This is a genomic window from Geodermatophilus sp. URMC 65 (genome assembly GCF_053502545.1).
On record NZ_CP199954.1, the window covers coordinates 158,164 to 176,225 of the forward strand.

Annotated in this window: 17 protein-coding genes; 5 read left to right on the forward strand and 12 right to left on the reverse strand. The window is 74.6% G+C overall.

Annotated elements, in window-relative coordinates:
* Window positions 1–89 precede the first annotated feature (89 nt).
* Window positions 90–329 (forward strand): hypothetical protein, encoded by a 240-nt coding sequence (locus tag ACWIX7_RS00735; RefSeq protein WP_448619716.1) that lies wholly within the window; start codon window positions 90–92, stop codon window positions 327–329.
* A 374-nt stretch (window positions 330–703) separates the two neighbouring features.
* Window positions 704–958 (forward strand): hypothetical protein, encoded by a 255-nt coding sequence (locus ACWIX7_RS00740; RefSeq protein WP_448619717.1) that lies wholly within the window; start codon window positions 704–706, stop codon window positions 956–958.
* A gap of 88 nt (window positions 959–1,046) precedes the next feature.
* Here ACWIX7_RS00740 and aspS read toward each other — a convergent pair whose 3' ends face one another.
* The 4 genes from aspS to ACWIX7_RS00760 form a co-directional block, all read right to left on the reverse strand.
* Window positions 1,047–2,822 carry an aspartate--tRNA ligase gene (gene aspS / locus ACWIX7_RS00745; RefSeq protein WP_448619718.1) on the reverse strand — a complete coding sequence of 592 codons (1,776 nt, stop codon included), beginning with the start codon at window positions 2,820–2,822 and terminating at the stop codon, window positions 1,047–1,049.
* 52 nt (window positions 2,823–2,874) lie between these two features.
* Window positions 2,875–3,861, reverse strand: a complete 987-nt coding sequence (locus ACWIX7_RS00750) for an aldo/keto reductase (RefSeq protein WP_448619719.1) — start codon at window positions 3,859–3,861, stop codon at window positions 2,875–2,877.
* A gap of 103 nt (window positions 3,862–3,964) precedes the next feature.
* Window positions 3,965–5,230, reverse strand: a complete 1,266-nt coding sequence (gene hisS / locus ACWIX7_RS00755) for a histidine--tRNA ligase (RefSeq protein WP_448619720.1) — start codon at window positions 5,228–5,230, stop codon at window positions 3,965–3,967.
* Between the two features lie 76 nt (window positions 5,231–5,306).
* Window positions 5,307–5,990 carry an MBL fold metallo-hydrolase gene (locus ACWIX7_RS00760; RefSeq protein WP_448619721.1) on the reverse strand — a complete coding sequence of 228 codons (684 nt, stop codon included), beginning with the start codon at window positions 5,988–5,990 and terminating at the stop codon, window positions 5,307–5,309.
* Window positions 5,991–6,143: 153 nt separating this feature from the next.
* Here ACWIX7_RS00760 and ACWIX7_RS00765 point away from each other — a divergent pair, with 153 nt between their 5' ends.
* Genes ACWIX7_RS00765 through ACWIX7_RS00775 form a run of 3 tightly spaced genes read left to right on the forward strand, consistent with a single transcriptional unit; the run spans window position 6,144 to window position 8,340 of the window.
* The gene (locus ACWIX7_RS00765; RefSeq protein WP_448619722.1) at window positions 6,144–6,971 is read left to right on the forward strand and encodes a peptidylprolyl isomerase; all 828 of its coding nucleotides are present in this window, start codon (window positions 6,144–6,146) and stop codon (window positions 6,969–6,971) included.
* Window positions 6,968–7,681, forward strand: a complete 714-nt coding sequence (locus ACWIX7_RS00770; RefSeq protein WP_448619723.1) for a peptidylprolyl isomerase — start codon at window positions 6,968–6,970, stop codon at window positions 7,679–7,681. The genes ACWIX7_RS00765 and ACWIX7_RS00770 overlap by 4 nt, the downstream gene beginning before the upstream one ends.
* Window positions 7,681–8,340: a methyltransferase domain-containing protein gene (locus ACWIX7_RS00775; RefSeq protein WP_448619724.1), complete on the forward strand. Its 660-nt coding sequence runs from the start codon at window positions 7,681–7,683 to the stop codon at window positions 8,338–8,340. Before ACWIX7_RS00770 ends, ACWIX7_RS00775 begins: the two co-directional genes overlap by 1 nt.
* Before the next feature lie 6 nt (window positions 8,341–8,346).
* On the opposite strand, the gene ACWIX7_RS00780 is transcribed toward ACWIX7_RS00775, so the two are convergent.
* The 8 genes from ACWIX7_RS00780 to ruvA all read right to left on the reverse strand — a co-directional run bounded on the left by ACWIX7_RS00780 (window position 8,347) and on the right by ruvA (window position 18,008).
* Window positions 8,347–9,330 (reverse strand): acyl-CoA dehydrogenase family protein, encoded by a 984-nt coding sequence (locus ACWIX7_RS00780; RefSeq protein ID WP_448619725.1) that lies wholly within the window; start codon window positions 9,328–9,330, stop codon window positions 8,347–8,349.
* A gap of 89 nt (window positions 9,331–9,419) precedes the next feature.
* Window positions 9,420–11,924, reverse strand: a complete 2,505-nt coding sequence (locus tag ACWIX7_RS00785; protein WP_448619726.1) for a RelA/SpoT family protein — start codon at window positions 11,922–11,924, stop codon at window positions 9,420–9,422.
* Window positions 11,925–12,016: 92 nt separating this feature from the next.
* Window positions 12,017–12,610, reverse strand: coding sequence for an adenine phosphoribosyltransferase (locus tag ACWIX7_RS00790; protein ID WP_448619727.1), 594 nt, complete (start codon window positions 12,608–12,610; stop codon window positions 12,017–12,019).
* Window positions 12,607–14,016: a protein translocase subunit SecF gene (gene secF, locus ACWIX7_RS00795; protein ID WP_448619728.1), complete on the reverse strand. Its 1,410-nt coding sequence runs from the start codon at window positions 14,014–14,016 to the stop codon at window positions 12,607–12,609. Before secF ends, ACWIX7_RS00790 begins: the two co-directional genes overlap by 4 nt.
* Window positions 14,013–15,740: a protein translocase subunit SecD gene (secD, locus tag ACWIX7_RS00800; protein ID WP_448619729.1), complete on the reverse strand. Its 1,728-nt coding sequence runs from the start codon at window positions 15,738–15,740 to the stop codon at window positions 14,013–14,015. Before secD ends, secF begins: the two co-directional genes overlap by 4 nt.
* Before the next feature lie 14 nt (window positions 15,741–15,754).
* The gene (gene yajC / locus ACWIX7_RS00805; RefSeq protein ID WP_448619730.1) at window positions 15,755–16,090 is read right to left on the reverse strand and encodes a preprotein translocase subunit YajC; all 336 of its coding nucleotides are present in this window, start codon (window positions 16,088–16,090) and stop codon (window positions 15,755–15,757) included.
* 155 nt (window positions 16,091–16,245) lie between these two features.
* Window positions 16,246–17,370, reverse strand: coding sequence for a Holliday junction branch migration DNA helicase RuvB (ruvB, locus tag ACWIX7_RS00810; RefSeq protein WP_448619731.1), 1,125 nt, complete (start codon window positions 17,368–17,370; stop codon window positions 16,246–16,248).
* Window positions 17,367–18,008, reverse strand: a complete 642-nt coding sequence (ruvA, locus tag ACWIX7_RS00815; RefSeq protein WP_448619732.1) for a Holliday junction branch migration protein RuvA — start codon at window positions 18,006–18,008, stop codon at window positions 17,367–17,369. Before ruvA ends, ruvB begins: the two co-directional genes overlap by 4 nt.
* Window positions 18,009–18,062 lie beyond the last annotated feature (54 nt).

The window sequence follows — 18,062 nt, forward strand, 5'->3', positions numbered from 1 at the left end:
TCATTCGGGCGCCGTCCACAGCCGGCTCGGCCGTCCACCGATCCGGTGCAGGCGTCGTCATCGACTGCTGCCACCGCGACGGTCCCGGCGTGGCCGACTCCGAACTGGGACCCACCTACACCTGGCAGGACGCCCGGGACGCCGGGCTGACCCGCGCACAGCGACGGGACGACGTCGTGCGGGTCAGCCGTGGCGCCTACGTCTCCCGGGCCGTCCCGCTGTCCCTGCACGCCGCGTGCGCGGCCGTCCTGCCGCTCCTGCCCGCCGGCGCCCTCGTGTCACACCGGACGGCTGCGGCGCTGCTCGGCGCGCCCCTACCGCACGGCTGACCGCACGAGGTCAGCGTGCCGCCGGACACCCACCGACCACGCCGCCGCCGACCCCGGGTGCACGTGCGCGACCTGCTGGCCGAGGACGCAACCGGTCACCGCGGTCTCCCGGTCACCAGCGGCCCACAGACGTGGCTCGACCTCGCGGCCGTCCTGCCACCACCCGAGCTGGTCGCGGTCGGCGATGCCCTGTACCGGGCCGGGCACCCCGACGAGAGTTCGCCGGCCGGGCGCCTCACCCGGGCGGACGGCGTGCGCGGCGTCGTCCGGACGCGGGAGTGGGCGCCGCTGCTAGCCCGCTGGCGATGTCGCGGCCCGAGAGCGTGGTCCGCTGCGTGCTCATCCAGGCCGGCCTCCCTCACCCTCGACCTCAGGTGGAGGTCGAGAACCAGTCCGGCCAGGTGGTCGCGCACAGCGACCTCGGCTGGCCGGAGTGGCGGGTAGCTGTCGAGTACGAGGGACGGCAGCGCGCGGACCACTGGCAGTTCGGTAGGGACCTCGACCGCTACTCGCTGATGGCGGCCGACGGGTGGCTCACGATCAGATACGGCGCCGACCACCTCCGCCGGCCGGAGGTCATCGTCGACCGGGCGACCCGCGCGCTGCGCAGTCGCGGGGCGGTCTGGTGAGTCGAGTGAGCAGTTGCGGTCGCCGACACGCGACGACACTCCGCGTGGGGGACTGCAACTGCTCACTCGCGCGCGAGGTGGCGAGACCTCACTTCGTCGGGTCGGAGGGCCCCGGGGCACCCGGCTCGCCGGGGAGGGCGGGCTCCTCGGGCTGGGCGTCGATGCCGGCCTCCTTGCGCTGCGCCTCGGTGATCGGCGTCGGCGCACCGGTCAGCGGGTCGTACCCGGCGCCGGTCTTGGGGAAGGCGATGACCTCGCGGATGGAGTCCACCCCGGCGAGCAGGGCGCAGGTGCGGTCCCAGCCGATGGCCGCACCCGCGTGCGGCGGCGGGCCGTAGGAGAACGCCTCCAGGAAGAAACCGAACCGCTCGCGCGCCTCCCCCTGGGACATCCCGAGGGTCTCGAACACCCGCTCCTGCAGTGCGGCGTCGTGGATGCGGACCGAGCCGCTGGCCAGCTCGTTGCCGTTGCAGACCAGGTCGTAGGCATCCGACAGGGCAGCGCCCTTGTCGTCGGCGAACCGGTCCCGCCAGTCGGGTGTCGGCGAGGTGAAGGGGTGGTGCGTGAACGTCCAGGAGCCGTCCTCGGTCTCCTCGAACATCGGGAAGTCGACGACGAACAGGAACGACCACGAGCCCGGTTCGATCAGCTCCAGCCGTCGGGCGATCTCGTTGCGCGCGGCGCCGAGCAGTTCCTGGGCCTGCCGGCGTGGGCCGGCGGCGAAGAACACGCAGTCCCCGGCCTGCGCGCCGACGACGGCGATAAGGCCCTCGCGCTCGGTGTCGGAGATGTTCTTCGCGACCGGGCCGCCGAGGGTGCCGTCCTCCCCGACCGTCACGTACGCCAGGCCGCGGTGCCCGCGCGACTTCGCCCAGTCCTGCCACGCGTCGAAGGCCCGGCGTGGCTGCGAGCCGCCGCCCGGCATCACGATCGCGCCGACGTAGGGGGCCTGGAACACCCGGAACGGCGTCTGCGCGAAGTACTCCGTCAGCTCGGTGAGCTCGATGCCGAACCGCAGGTCGGGCTTGTCCGAGCCGAAGCGGTCCATCGCCTCGCGGTAGGTCATCCGCGGGATCTCCGGCACGTCGTACGACGCCAGCTCCCGCCACAGCGCCCGGACGACGTCCTCGACGACGGCCAGGACGTCGTCCCGCTCGACGAAGCTCATCTCGAAGTCGAGCTGGGTGAACTCCGGCTGCCGGTCGGCGCGGAAGTCCTCGTCCCGGAAGCAGCGGGCGATCTGGTAGTAGCGCTCCAGCCCGCCGATCATGAGCAGCTGCTTGAACAGCTGCGGGGACTGCGGCAGCGCGTACCACTTGCCCGGCTGCAGCCGGACCGGCACGAGGAAGTCCCGCGCGCCCTCGGGCGTGGACCGGGTGAGCGTCGGCGTCTCCACCTCGACGAACCCGTGCCGGGTCATCACCTCGCGGGCGACGCGGCTGACCTCGGACCGCAGCCGGATGGCCTGCGCCGGGCTCTGCCGGCGCAGGTCGAGGTAGCGGTACCTGTAGCGGACGTCGTCCGAGGCGGCCTGGTCGGTCTCGATCGGGAACGGCAGCGGCGCCGACGACGAGAGCACCCGCAGCTCGGCCGCGGCCACCTCGATCTCGCCGGTCGGCAGCTCCGGGTTCTCGTTGCCCTCCGGGCGGCGGCGCACCTCGCCGGTGGCCAGCACGCAGAACTCGTTGCGGAGGGCGTGTGCCTCCTCCTCGCGGACGACGACCTGGACGTAGCCCGAGGCGTCGCGCAGGTCGACGAAGACGACACCGCCGTGGTCGCGGCGGCGGGCGACCCAGCCGGCGAGGGTGACGGTGGAACCGGCGTCGGACGCGCGCAGCGTTCCGGCGTCGTGGGTGCGCAGCACGGGGGTTGCCTCTCGGGGTGGTGGGCGGGAGATGGCGCAGCGGGGTGTGGGCTCACCAGCGGTCGTGGACGTGCGCGCGGATGCGCTCGTCGTAGACGCGCTCGAGGTCGGAGAGCTGGGCATCGGTGAGCGACGGCAGCGCGGCCGCCGCGACGTTGCCGCGGACCTGCTCGACGGTCCGCGCGCCGGGGATGACGGTGGTGACGCCGGGCTGGTCGATGACCCAGCGCAGCGCGAAGGCCCCCGTCGGGGCGTCGCCGGCGATGGCGGCCACCTCGCGAGCGGCCGCCACGCCCACCTCGAACGGCACGCCGGCGAAGGTCTCGCCGACGTCGAAGGCCTCACCGTGGCGGTTGAAGTTCCGGTGGTCGTCGGACGCGAACGTCGTCGACTCGTCGTACTTGCCGGTCAGCAGCCCGCTGGCCAGCGGCACCCGGGCCAGGATCCCGACGCCGGCCTGGGCAGCCGCCGGCAGCAGCTCCTCGAGCGGCTTGCGCCGGAAGACGTTGAGGATCACCTGGATGGAGGCCACGCCCGGGTGCTCGAGCGCGGTCAGCCCCTCGGCGACGGTCTCCACCGAGACGCCGTAGGCGGCGATCGCGCCGTCCTCGACGAAGGAGTCGAGCGCGTCGTAGACCCGCTGGTCGGAGTAGACCGCCGTCGGCGGGCAGTGCAGCTGCACCAGGTCCAGGGTGTCCACGCCGAGGTTGCGCCGGGACCGGTCGATCCAGGCCCGCAGGTTCTCCGGTGTGTACTGCGCGGCCTCGAACGGATCGGCGCGGCGGCCGGCCTTGGTCGCCACGAACGGCCGCTCCGAACGGGCCACCAGCGCGCGGCGGATGCGCTCCTCGGAGCGGCCGTCGCCGTACACGTCGGCGGTGTCGAGCAGGGTGACCCCGGCGTCGAGCGCGGCGTCGAGGACGTCGGCCGCGCTGTCGTCGTCGACGTCCCCCCAGTCACCGCCGAGCTGCCACGTGCCCAGGCCGACGACGCTGACGTCGGCTCCCGTCCGGCCCAGCGGCCGCTGCTCCATGCTCATCGGTCGACTCCGCCCTCGTTCCGCTCCTCGGTCGCTGTCCCCCGCAAGCGGGCGGTGCCCCCAGCACGCAGCGATGCCCGCTCGGGCGTCCTCTCCAGCACGCTCATGCCTCCACGCTCGCACGCACCCGCTCGAACAGCTCGCCCACCGGGACGGGGTGCTGCTCGCCGGTGCGCATGTCCTTCAGCTGACCGACGCCCTCGGCCAGGTCGCGCTCGCCGATGACGACGACGTGCGAGGCGCCCGACCGGTCCGCGGCCTTCATCGCCCCCTTGAGCCCGCGCCCGCCGTAGACGGTGTCGGCCGAGACGCCGGCCTGGCGCAGCTGCCCGACCAGGCGCACGGCCAGTCGCTTGGCCTCCTCGCCCAGCGGGACGACGAAGGCCTGCACGCCGGTCGCCACGCCGACGTCGAGCCCCTCCGCCTGCACCGCCAGCAGCGTCCGGTCGACGCCGACGGCGTAGCCGATGCCCGAGACGTCGGGGCCGCCGAGGGCCGCCGAGAGCCCGTCGTAGCGCCCGCCCCCGCCGATGGCCGACTGCGCGCCCAGGCCGTGGTGCACGAACTCGAACGTCGTCTTCGTGTAGTAGTCCAGCCCGCGCACCAGCCGCGGTGCCTCGGTCCAGGTCACACCGAGGTCGGTCAGGTGCTGGCGGACGGCGTCGTAGTGCGCCCTGGTCGAGTCCGAGAGGTGGTCGACCATCAGCGGCGCGTCGTCCAGCTGGGCCTGCACCTCGGGCCGCTTGTCGTCGAGCACCCGCAGCGGGTTGATCGCCGCGCGCCGCCGGGTCTCCTCGTCGAGGTCGAGCTTCTCCAGGTAGGCGACGAGCTGCTCGCGGTACTGCGGCCGGCAGGTCGAGTCGCCCAGCGAGGTCAGCAGCAGCTCGAAGTCGGTGAGCCCGAGGTCGCGGAAGCCCTGCACCCCCAGCGCCACCACCTCGGCGTCCAGGGCCGGGTCGTCGACGCCGAGCGCCTCCATGTCGACCTGGGTGAAGTGCCGGTAGCGGCCGGCCTGCGGGCGCTCGTAGCGGAACGCCGAGCCGACCGTCCACAGCTTCACCGGCAGGGCGCCGGTGTGCAGCCGGTGCTCGATGAAGGCCCGCATCAGCCCGGCGGTGAGCTCCGGGCGCAGGGTCAGGGAGCGGCCGCCGCGGTCGTCGAAGGTGTACATCTCCTTCGTCACGACGTCGGTGGACTCGCCCACCCCGCGGGAGAAGACGGCGGTCTCCTCGAACACCGGCGTCTCGACGTAGCCGTACCCGGCGCGGCGCAGCGGCGCGGTCAGCGTCTCGCGGACGGCGAGGAAGCGCTCGGACTCCGGCGGGAGGACGTCGAAGGTGCCCTTCGGCGCGGTCAGCCCACTCACCATGCCCCCCGTTCGGCTCCGGACTCGATCCGCTCCTCGGTCGCCGGCGCTCCCTGCGATGCTCCCTCGCCCGTCGCTCTCACAGCCCGCGCCCCTTCGGAGCGCTCGCGGCCTGGGCCAGGTAGGGGTTCGTCGCCCGCTCCCGGCCGATCGTGGTGGCCGGGCCGTGCCCGGGCAGCACCACCGTCTCGTCGTCCAGCGGCAGGACGACGTCCTGCAGCGAGCGCAGCATGTCCTCCCACGACCCGCCGGGCAGGTCGACCCGGCCGACGGAGCCGGCGAAGAGCACGTCACCGGCCAGCATCCCGGGGGCCTCGCCGAGGTCGAGGGAGAGGACGACCGACCCCCGCGTGTGCCCGGGGGCGTGCCGCACCGTCAGCTCGACGCCGGCCAGCGACAGCACCGCACCGTCGTCCAGGGGCTTCACGTCGGCGGGGTCGGGCAGGCGGACGCCGGTGATCAGCGGGGCCAGCTGCGGGCCGTGCCAGCGGGCGGGGTCGGAGAGCATGCCGTTGTCGGCCGGGTGCAGGTAGGCGGGGATGTCGTAGCCGTCGCAGACCGGGAGCACCGAGAAGGTGTGGTCGAGGTGGCCGTGGGTCAGCACGACGGCGACCGGCTTGAGGCCGTCGTCGGCCAGCATCCGGGCGAGGGGCTCGACGGCGTCCATGCCGGGGTCGACCACCACGCACTCCTGCCGGGGCCCGGGGGCGACGGCGTAGCAGTTGGTGCCGAACGCGCCGGCCGGGAACGAGCGGATGAGCACCCGTGCAGGTTACGCGGGGCCTCCGCGGCGCTCCGGGCCTCTCCGCCGCCAGGGAACGGCCGGGCTCGACACCTAGACTCGGGGCTTCGACCAGCGGGGTGCGGGCGCACCCGGACGTCCCCCCGCAGCCGTCCGTCTCGAGGAGTACCACCCGTGCCGAGCAACAAGCAGCGACGCCAAGCCGCCCAGCGGCGGCTGCAGCGCCAACTCGAGCGCCGCGCCGAGCTGGCCAGGAAGCGTCGCCGCAACGTGCTGATCGGGGTCACCACCGCCGCCGTGGTGCTCGTCGTCGGCGTCGTCCTGCTGCTCACCGGCACCGGCGGGGACGACACCGACACCGCGGCCGCGGAGCCCACCGCCACCAGCCCGGCCGCCCCGACCCCCGGCGTGGTCGACGGCAGCGACGGCACCTGCGACTGGACGCCGGCCGATCCCACGGCCAACCCGAACCTGCAGGCCGACACCGGTACCCCGCCGGTCGAGGTCACGCCGACCGGCACCACCGAGGTGGACATCACCACGAACGTCGGCCCGATCGGCCTGACGCTGGACAACGCCAACGCCCCCTGCGCGGTGGCGAGCATGGTGTACCTGGCCGGCCAGGGCTACTTCGACGACACGGTCTGCCACCGCGAGACCGACTCCGAGGGCCTGAAGGTCCTGCAGTGCGGTGACCCGAGCGGCACCGGCGCCGGTGGCCCGGCCTACGAGTTCCCGACCCAGGTCGCCGGCGACGAGACCTACCCGCGTGGCACGGTGGCGATGGCCAACAGCGGCCAGGGCTTCGACGGCAGCCAGTTCTTCCTCGTCCACGGGGACAGCCAGCTGCCGCCGGACTACACGGTGCTCGGCACCATCGACGAGGCCGGGCTGGCCACCCTCGACGCCATCGCCGCCAACGGCAACGACGGCAGCAACGGGCCCGGCGACGGTGCGCCGACCCAGGAGGTCCGGATCCAGTCGCTGACGGTCGCCGCGTGAGCCGGCGGCTGCGCGCGGCGGCCGGCCTCGCCGGCGCGCTGCTGACCCTGTCCGCCTGCGGCGGTCCCACCGCCGAGGGCGAGCAGGGCGAGGGCGCCCCCGGCGCGGGGGACGGTGGCACGGCGGCGTCGGGCACCGTGAGCTGCGAGTGGGGCGAGGGCTCCTCGGCCAACCCCTACCTGACCGAGGTGGCCCCGCCCGACGAGGTCGTCCCCGCGTCCGGCACCACCGACCTGCTGGTGCGGACCAACCTGGGCGAGCTGACCCTCACCCTCGACCGGACGGCGACGCCGTGCGCGGCCGCCAGCCTGGTGCACCTGACCGAGCAGGGCTTCTTCGACGACACCCCGTGCCACCGCGAGGTCGACAGCGAGGGCCTGCGGGTGCTGCAGTGCGGCGACCCGACCGGCACCGGCGCCGGTGGGCCGACCTACACCTCGCCGACCGAGGTGACCGGTGCGGAGACCTATCCGCGCGGCACGGTCGCGATGGCCAACAGCGGCCAGGGCGTCGACGGCAGCCAGTTCTTCCTCGTGTGGGACGACAGCCAGCTGCCGCCGGCCTACACCGTCGTGGGCACCGTCGACGAGGCCGGCCTGGCGGTGCTCGACGAGGTGGCGGCCAACGGCAACGACGGCTCGCTGGACCCCAGCCCCGGGGGCGGAGCGCCCACCGTGCCGGTGACCATCGAGTCGGTCACCGTCGCCTGATGGGCCCGGCCGCGCCCGACCCCTACGCGGGCTTCCCGCCGGGCTTCTTCCAGCGCGCCGACGGTCGGGACGACGCCGTGTTCTACGGCCCGCCGCGGCTGGTCACGCACATCGACGACGCTGCGATCGCCGCGGTGGGCGAGCTCTACGCCGAGCTCGGCATCGACGGCTCCGCGCCCGCCCCGCGGCGGGTGCTGGACCTCATGTCCTCGTGGGTGTCGCACTTCCGCACGCCGCCGGCGGACCTGGTGGTGCTCGGCATGAACGCCGAGGAGCTGGCGGCCAACCCGGCGGCCACGCAGCGGCTGGTGCACGACCTCAACGCCGACCCCCGGGTGCCGCTGCCCGACGCCGACGTCGACGCCGCCGTGTGCTGCGTGTCGATCGACTACCTGACCCGGCCGATCGAGGTCCTCATCGACGTCGGGCGCGTGCTGCGCCCGGGCGGGCCGCTGGCGGTCACCTTCTCCAACCGCTGCTTCCCCACCAAGGCCGTCCGCGGCTGGCTGGCCACCGACGACGACCAGCACGGCCGGGTGGTCGCCGAGCTGGTCCGCCGGACGGGCCTGTTCGACGAGCCGCGCGTCGAGCTCCGCACGCCTCCGGGCGTCGGCGACCCGCTGTACGCGGTGACCGCCACCCGGCTGGCGGCCGGCTGACGGGCGTCAGTCCCGCGCCGCGCCCAGCCGGGCCAGCAGCTCCGACCTGATCGCCGGCCGCGAACCGAACACCAGCAGGAACGCCGCCTCCCGCGCCGTCCGCTCGGCGACCGAGCCGGTGCGGACGGCGGAGCTGCCGGTGGCGGCCACCAGCGCCCCGGCCGCCCGGTGCGCGAACGCCGCCGCGGCGGCCCGCGCAGCCGGCAGCCCGGCCGGCCCGGCGGTGTCCAGCCCGGTGCGGACGGCGGCCAGCTCGTCGTCCAGCGGTGACGGGCCGATCAGCCGGGTGCAGCGCAGCGCCAGACCGAGGGCCAGCGATCCGTTGATCCGCAGCCCCGCGGCGTCCCCGGCGAGCAGGTCGGCCAGCGGCGCGGTGTGCACGAGCCGCCCGGCGGGGACGCGGTGCCCGGTGAGCCGCAGCTCGACGGTGCGGCTGGCGGCCACGGCGACCATCGGCTGCGGGGTGGCGGTCAGCGTCGGGCCGTCCCGCGCGTCGGCCAGCACGAACAGGACGTCGTCGCCGTCCCGCGCGGCCACGAGCACCAGGTCGACCAGCCCCCAGCCGGTGACCCACGGGACGGCGCCGTCGAGCACCAGCTCCGCGCCGTCCCGCCGGGCGCGGATCGCCGGTGGGCCCGGCCTCAGCGCCGCCTGCAGCGCGATGCCGGCGCGCCGCCGCCCGGCGCAGAGGTCGCCGAGGAAGGCGGCGCGCAGCTCCGCCGGCCCGGCGGCCGCCAGCCGGGCGACCACACCCAGGTGCTGCAACCACACGAACGTCGTCGCCAGGTCGCCGGCGGCGAGCTCCTCGACGACCGCCGCCACCGTGGCCGGGTCGGCGTCCGCTCCCCCGGCGTCCACCGGCCCCGTCAGGCCGTGGAGACCGGCGTCGGCGAGCCGGTCGAGGTGCGTGCGGGGCACGGAACCGGCGGCCTCGACCGCGGCGGCCTCCGGTGCGAGCAGGTCGGCGGCGAGGCCGCGGGCCGCGGCCACGAGACGAACCCCGTCCTCCCCACCCATCGCAGGCCCCCTGCAGGGTCCCGCCGCGAGCTCGCGAGTGGCGGGGGGCAGGGGGTCCTCCTTCAAGCGGTGATGCGCTCCACGTCGAAGACGCCTTCCACGTTGCGCACGGTCTGCAGCACCGCGCCCAGGTGCGCCGGGTCGGCCAGCTCGAAGGTGAACCGGCTGACGGCGACGCGGTCGCGGCTGGTCTGCACCGACGCCGACAGGATGTTCACCCGCTCGTCGGCCAGCGCCTTGGTGACGTCGGAGAGCAGCCGGTGCCGGTCGAGCGCCTCGACCTGGATGGCCACCAGGAACACCGACCCGGGCTGCGAGGCCCACTCGACCTCGACCAGACGTTCGGGTTTGCGCTGGAGGTCGGCGGCGTTGGTGCAGTCGGTGCGGTGCACGCTCACCCCGCCGCCGCGGGTCACGAAGCCGAGGATGTCGTCACCGGGCACCGGGGTGCAGCACTTGGCGAGCTTGGCCCACACGTCGGTCATGCCGTGGACGACGATGCCCGGGTCGCCGCCGGAGGCCCGGCGGTGCACCGGGCGGCGCATCGGGATGGTCGTCTCGGCGATGTCCTCGACCGCGCCCTCGGTGCCGCCCAGCGCGGCGATCAGCTTCTCCACGATCGACGACGCGGAGATCTGGTGCTCGCCCACCGCGGCGTAGAGCGCGGTGACGTCGGCGTAGCGGAGGTCCTTGGCCAGGGTGCCCAGCGCGTCGCCGCCGAGCAGCCGCTGCAGCGGCAGACCCGCCTTGCGCATCGCCCGGGTCAGGGCCTCCTTGCCCGCCTCGACGGCGTCCTCGCGGCGCTCCTTGGTGAACCACTGCCGGATCTTGGTGCGGGCGCGGGACGAGCCGACGAAGGCCAGCCAGTCCTGCGAGGGACCGGCGGTGGGCGACTTGGAGGTGAAGATCTCGACGACGTCGCCGTTGTTGAGCTTGCTGTCGAGGGAGACCAGCGCGCCGTTGACCCGGGCGCCGATGCAGCGGTGGCCCACCTCGGTGTGCACCGCGTAGGCGAAGTCCACCGGGGTGGCGTTGCCCGGCAGGCTGACCACGTCGCCCTTGGGCGTGAAGACGAAGACCTCCTGGGGGCCGAGGTCGTAGCGCAGCGTCTCCAGGAACTCGCCGGGCTCCTGCGCCTCCCGCTGCCAGTCGAGCAGCTGGCGCAGCCACAGCATGTCGTCGGGCGACCCGGTCTTACCGCCCCGGCCCTCGCCCGGCCCCGAGCGGCCGCCGGACTTCGCCTTCTCCTTGTACTTCCAGTGCGCGGCGATGCCGTACTCGGCGGTGCGGTGCATGTCGTGCGTGCGGATCTGCAGCTCGACCGGCTTGCCCTGCGGCCCGATGACCGTCGTGTGCAGCGACTGGTACATGTTGAACTTCGGCATCGCGACGAAGTCCTTGAACCGGCCGGGCACAGGCTGCCAGTGCGCGTGCATGATGCCCAGCGCCGCGTAGCAGTCGCGCACCGAGTCGACCAGGATCCGGATGCCCACCAGGTCCCAGATGTCGGTGAAGTCGCGGCCGCGGACGATCATCTTCTGGTAGATCGAGTAGTAGTGCTTGGGCCGGCCGGTGACGACGGCCTCGATGCCCGCGGCCTTGAGCTGGTCGGTGACGGCGGCGGTGACCTCGGCCAGGTAGGTGTCGCGGGACGGCGCGCGCTCGGCGACCAGCCGCACGATCTCGTCGTAGCGCTTCGGGTAGAGGGTCGCGAAGGCGAGGTCCTCGAGCTCCCACTTGATGGTGTTCATGCCCAGCCGGTGGGCCAGCGGGGCGAGGATCTCCAGCGTCTCCCGCGCCTTCTTCTCCTGCTTCTCCGGCGGGAGGAAGCGCAGCGTGCGCATGTTGTGCAGCCGGTCGGCGAGCTTTATGACCAGCACCCGGGGGTCGCGGGCCATCGCCACGATCATCTTGCGAATCGTCTCGGCCTGCGCGGCGTCGCCGAGCTTGACCCGGTCGATCTTGGTGACGCCGTCGACCAGGTGCGCGACCTCCGGGCCGAACGCCTCGGTGATCGACTCCACGGTCTGCCCGGTGTCCTCGACGGTGTCGTGCAGCAGCGCGGCCACCAGCGTCGTGGTGTCCATGCCCAGCCCGGCCAGGATCGTGGCCACGGCCAACGGGTGGGTGATGTAGGGGTCGCCGCTCTTGCGCTTCTGCGTGGCGTGCGCGGCCTCGGCGACGTCGTAGGCCCGCTGCAGCAGCGCCAGGTCGGCCTTGGGGTGGCTCTGCCGGTGCAGCGCGGCCAGTGGCTCCAGCACCGGGCGGACCAGCCCGCTGCGCTGGCCGGCGACGATGCGGCGGGCCAGCCGGTCGCGGACCCGGCGCCGCGGTACGCCACCGTGGGTGTCGTGCTCGCCGGGGGGCTCGGTGCCCACGTCGTCCGGACGACGGACCGCCGGGCGGCTCGGCAGCGGCGGCCGGTCACCGTTGTCGGTCGTCCCGCTCCCGGCCGGAGGGGCCGGCGCCGCGTCGCCTGCCGGCAGGGCCGGCGCCGGATCCCCTGCCGGCCGGGCCGGCGCGTCGGGCCGCGCGGCAGCCACGTTGGTGGCGGCGTCGGGGCCCATGGCGACTCCTGCTCAGAGGTCAGTCGGGTGACCTTCCCCATGCTAGACGGGGAGGGGCCGCTCGCGACCCCACCTGGGGAGTCGTCTGGGTCTCAGGTCGTCCAGAGCGCGTGCACGGCGTGCGGGGCCAGCCGCTGCCGGCCGCCCAGCTCGGCCAGCTCGATGACCACCGAGACCGCCACGACGACCCCGCCGAGCGCCTCGATCAGCTGGACGCTGGCGCCCAGGGTGCCGCCGGTGGCCAGGACGTCGTCGACCAGGAGGACCCGCTGCCCCGGCGTGATCGAGTCCGTGTGCACCTCGAGGGTCGCGGTGCCGTACTCCAGGGTGTAGTCCGCCGAGAGCCGCTCGCGCGGAAGCTTGCCGGCCTTGCGGACCGGCACGACGCCGACGCCGGCCTCCAGCGCCACCGCGGCGGCGAGCAGGAAGCCGCGCGCCTCGACGCCGACGACGACGTCGTAGCCGGGGTCGCCGGTGCCCGGCGTGGCCAGGGCGGCGGCACGCGGGTCCACGAGGGACGGCGCGGCCAACCCCTCGACCATCCGGCGGAAGGCCGGCCCGTCGGCGAAGACCGGCGTCAGGTCGCGGAAGACGACCCCCGGCTGGGGGAAGTCCGCGATATCGACGGCGTGCGAGGCGATCAGCTCATCCAGCGGGGTGCTGTCCGCCGGGGCGCCGGCGCTCACCGGCGCTTCCGCCCGCCGGAGCGGCGGCCGGGCTGCTGGGGACGGGCACCGGGTCGCGGCGCGGCGGTCGCCCCGCTGCGGGCGGGCTGCCCCGTCCGCCCCGTGTCCGGGCGCACCGACTCCGGCGACTCGACCACCACGTCGGCCTGGACCGGTCCCAGGTCGTCCTCGCGCTCGGCGAGGGCGACCCCGGCCGCCCGGCGGGCCGTGCCGCCCGCGCGGCGGGCGCTGGCCACCGGGCCGGCCGCGGTCGGACGGCCGCCGCCCTGACGGGCCTGGGAGGCGCGACGGGCCAGCACCCGGCGGCGCAGCGCCTGCACCTCCGGCTCGCGCTCCTTGAGGTCGGCGACGATCGGCGTGGCCAGGAAGATCGACGAGTAGGCGCCCGCGGCCAGGCCGACGAACAGCACCAGCGCGAGGTCCTTGAGCGTCCCGACGCCGAGCAGCCCGGCGCCCACGAACAGCAGGCCGGCCACCGGGAGCAGCGCGATCACCGAGGTGTTGATCGAGCGCATCAGGGTCTGGTTGACCGCCAGGTTGGCCGCCTCGCCCCAGGTCATCCGCGCCGACCTGTCCAGGTCGCGCACGTTCTCGTCGACCTTGTCGAAGACCACGACGGTGTCGTAGAGCGAGAAGCCCAGGATGGTGAGGAAGCCGATCACCGTCGAGGGGGTGACCTCGAAGCCGATCAGCGCGTAGACGCCGGCGGTGACCACGATGTCGTGCAGCAGGGCCGCGATCGCGCCGACCGCCATCTTCGGCTGGAACCGCAGCGCCAGGAAGGCGATGACGGCCACCAGGAACACGGCCAGCGCGACGAGCGCCTGGTTGGTGATGTCCTGCCCCCACTCGGCGCTGACCGCCTCGGGGCTGACCTGGTTCGGCTGCACGCCGGCCGCCGCGGCGACGGCGTCCACGACCGCGCGCTCGGTGTCGTTGTCCAGCGCGCCGGTGCGCAGCAGCAGCGTGTTGCCGCCGACCACCTGCGCGGAGGCCACCTCGGCACCGGCGTCCTCGGCGGCGTCCTGCACCTCGGCGAGCTGCTCGGTGGAGCCCGGCAGCCGGAAGCTGTTGCCGCCGGCGAAGTCGATGCCGAAGTTGAAGCCCCGGACGACCATGGCGGCGATGCACAGCAGCACCACCACCGCGGTGATCCGGTAGATCAGCCGGCTGCGGCCCACGACGTCCAGACCGGCCTCGCCGTTGTAGAGCCGGTGCGACAGGGAGTCGCGGCGCCGCGGACGCCGGCCGGTCCCGCCCTCGCGGGGCAGGCCGGCCTCGTCCAGCGCGGTCTCGTCCGCGGCCGCGGCGGCGTCGGCGGTCGCGCTGCCGGCGGCCGCCGCCTCGTCGGCGTCGGTGCCCACCGGCAGCTCGTCGGCGTCCGGTCGGGGGTCGCGGCCGGTCATGCGTCGCTCCTGTCCTGCGCGGTGCGGCCGGTGCCGACGGCGACGAGCTCGCGCTCGGCGGCGGGACGACGTCCCGGAGCCGCGCGCGGGCGGTCGAGGCTGCCGCCCAGGCCGGAGAACCGGCTGCTCCCGAACGCGCGGTAGCGGGCCAGCACCGCCATCAGCGGGTGGGTGAAGAGGAAGACGACGACCAGGTCGAGCACCGTCGACATGCCCAGGGTGAACGCGAAGCCCTTCACGTCGCCGATCGCCAGCACGTAGAGGATCGCCGCGGCGAGGAAGCTGACCGCGTCGGCCGAGAGGATCGTGCGCCGGGCGCGGACCCAGGCCCGCGGGACCGCCGAGCGCAGCGTGCGGCCCTCGCGGATCTCGTCCTTGAGCCGTTCGAAGTAGACGACGAACGAGTCCGCGGTGATGCCCAGCGACACGATGAACCCGGCGATGCCGGCCAGGCTGAGCGTGAAGCCGATCTGCCGGCCCAGGACCACCAGGACGGCGTAGACGACCACCGCCGACAGCACGAGGCTGGCGATCATCACCAGGCCGAGCAGCCGGTAGTAGAGCAGCGCGTAGACGAAGACCAGGGCGATGCCGATGGCGCCCGCGATCAGGCCGGCCTCCAGCTGCTCGGCGCCCAGCTCGGTGGAGATCGACTGGGCGGTCGCCTGGGTGAAGGTCAGCGGCAGCGCGCCGTAGCGCAGCTGGTTGGCCAGCTCCTCGGCGCTCTCCTGGTCGAACGACCCGGTGATCGTGGTCGGGTTGCTGGTGATCGCCCCCTGGATGGTCGGGGCGGAGATCACCCGGCCGTCGAGGGTGAAGGCGACGTTGGAGCCGACGTTGGCCGCGGTGTAGGCCGCCCACGTGGCCTCGGCGTCGCGGTCGAAGTCCAGCAGCACGACCCACTCGCCGGTGGCCTGCTGGGTGCCGGCGCTGGCGTCGGAGACCTGGGTGCCCTCGATGATCGCCGGGCCGAGCAGGTACTTGGCCGACCCGTCCTCGGTGCACGCGGCGACGAAGCTCTCCGGCAGGTCCACCTCGGGGGTGGTGTCCTCAGGGTCGCAGGTCAGCGTGGCGTACTCGGCGGCGGCCTGCTCCTGCGTCACCGGCGGGGCGCCGGGCTCGGGCAGCGAGGGGTCGGCGACGGCGTCGTCGGAGGGCGCGGCGGGGGTGGTCGGGGTGGCCGGCTCGCTCGGTGCGGCGGAGTCGGCGGGCGCGGCCGGGTCCGTGGGCGCGGCGGAGTCGGTGGGCGCGGCGGGGTCGGTGGGTGCGGCGGGGTCGCTGGGTGTCGCAGAGTCGCTGGGTGCCGCGGACTCTCCGGCGGCCGGGGTCTCCTCGGCGGGCGGGGCGGCCGGCTCCGGGCCCTGGATGACCGGGCGGAAGCGCAACTGCGCGGTCTGGCCCAGCTCGCGCGCCTGCTCGCCGTCGTCCCCCGGGACGGAGATGACGATGTTCGAGTCGCCCTCGGTCACCACCTCGGCCTCCGCGACGCCGAGGCCGTTCACCCGCTGCTCGATGATCTGGCGGGCCAGCTCGAGCTCCGTGGGGTCCGGGGCCCGACCGTCGGGCGTGGCCGCGGCGAGGGTCACCGTCGTCCCGCCCCGCAGGTCGAGGCCGAGCTGCGGCGTGCGGGTGTCGCCCGTGAGGAAGACGAGGCCGTAGAGGACGGCGACGACGAGCAGGAAGGCGCCGAAGTACCGGCGCGCGGGCAGGGTGCGTTGGGCCACGGGGCGGCTCCGGGTCAGCGGGTGCGGTCGGCCGGGCCGCCGTCCGCGTCGTCCCCGGGGAACACCGTGCCGTCGGCAGCCGGACCGGCCACGGCGGGCTTGCGCACCTCGAGGACCGCCTGCCGGGCGAAGGTGACGACCACGCCGGGGGCGATCTCCAGGTCGACGGTGCCCTCACCGAGGGCTGCGACGGTGCCGTGCAGGCCGGCCGTCGTCATGACCGGCGTGCCCGGGGTCAGCGACTCCTGCAGCACCCGCTGCTGCTCCTGGACCTTCTTGCGCTGCCGCGCCGGGACGACGATGAGCAGCACGAAGGCCAGCACGAGGATGACGAGCGGGAACAACTCCACGACAGATGTGCCTCTCTACCGCGGCGTACCGGCCGCGGTGGGTGCGGCCCGGGACGGGACCGCTCGGGTGCGTCGGCTGCGGCGCGGGGCATCCGGGCGACCGTGCGGGACGCGCGCGGCGGCGCCGGACGAGTTGCGCGCCAGCGCTCCGCAGTCTAGGCGTCGAAGAGGGTCTCTGACGACGACCCCGGGGCCTGTGGGTCGGCTGTGACCCGACCGAGGGGGACGCCGCCGCGCGGCACGGGCTGGCCGAGGTGCTGCCAGGCCGCCTCGGTGGCCACCCGGCCGCGGGGCGTGCGGGCGAGCAGCCCGGCGCGGACCAGGAACGGCTCGCAGACCTCCTCCACGGTGTGCGGCTCCTCACCCACGGCCACCGCCAGCGTGGCGACGCCCACAGGCCCGCCGCCGAAGCGCATGACCAGCGCCTCCAGGACCGCACGGTCGAGCCGGTCCAGGCCCAGGTGGTCGACGTCGTAGAGGGCCAGCGCCGCCTCGGCGACCGCGCGGGTGACCCGGCCGTCGGCGCGCACCTCGGCGTAGTCGCGCACCCGGCGCAGCAGCCGGTTGGCGATGCGGGGCGTGCCCCGGGACCGGCCGGCGATCTCGGCCGAGCCGTCCGCGGTGAGCTCGACACCCAGCAGCGCGGCGCTGCGGGCCAGCACCCGCTCGAGCTCGGCCGGCTCGTAGAACTCCATCTGGCCGACGAAGCCGAAGCGGTCGCGCAGCGGCCCGGTGAGCAGGCCGGCGCGCGTGGTCGCACCGACCAGCGTGAACGGGTTGATCTCCAGCGGGATGGCGGTCGCCCCCGGCCCCTTGCCGACGACGACGTCGACCCGGAAGTCCTCCATCGCCATGTAGAGGAGCTCCTCGGCCGGACGGGCGATCCGGTGGATCTCGTCGATGAAGAGCACGTCGCCCGGCGCGAGGTTGGACAGCATCGCGGCCAGGTCGCCGGAGCGCTCGATGGCCGGGCCGCTGGTGATCTTCACCGACGTCCCCAGCTCGGAACCGATGATCAGCGCCAGGCTGGTCTTGCCCAGCCCGGGCGGGCCGGAGAGCAGCACGTGGTCCGGCGGACGGCCGCGCCGCTTGGCGCCCTCGAGGACCAGCTCCAGCTGGCGGGCCACCTTGGGCTGGCCGATAAAGTCGGCCAGCGAGTGCGGGCGCAGCGCCGACTCGACGACCCGCTCCTCGTCGCCGGCTCCCCCCGACACCGAGAAGTCGCGGGCCAGGCCCTCCGCCGGTTCCGCGGACAGCCCGCGGTCGAACGGGCCGCTCATGTCCGGCCCAGCAGCCGCAGCGCCTGGCGCAGCAGGACGGCGACCTCCACCGAGCCGGTCGCGGTGACCTGCTCGTCGGCCAGCGGGGCGAGCTGGACGATCGCCGCGTCGGCCTCCTTGCTGCTCCAGCCCAGCCCGACCAGGGCCGCGGTCAGCTGGTCACGCCACGGGGCGACCGGGGTGACGGCGGGCAGGCCCGCGGGCGCGGCCGCGCCGTCCAGCTGGGTGTCGACCGAGGTCGTCCCCAGCCGGTCGCGCAGCTCGAGGATCAGCCGCTCGGCGCCCTTCTTGCCGATGCCCGGCACCTGCATGAGCGCCTTGACGTCGGCCATCGACACCGCCCGGCGCACCTCGCGCGGCGGGTGGATGGCGAGCACGGCCTGGGCCAGCCGCGGGCCCACGCCGTTGGCCGTCTGCAGCAGCTCGAACAGCTGGCGCTCGTCGTCGTCAGCGAAGCCGTAGAGGGTGAGCGAGTCCTCCCGGACCACCAGGCTGGTCGCCAGCCGGGCGCTCTCGCCCACCTGCAGCCGGGCGATGGTGCCCGGGGTGCACTGCACCGCCAGGCCGATGCCGCCCACCTCGACCACCGCACCGTCCGGCGACACGGCGGCCACCCGGCCGTTCACACTCGCGATCACCGTCGCGCTCCCGTCGGCATCGGCACGCGGCCACGGTGGGGCACGCCGGGCAGC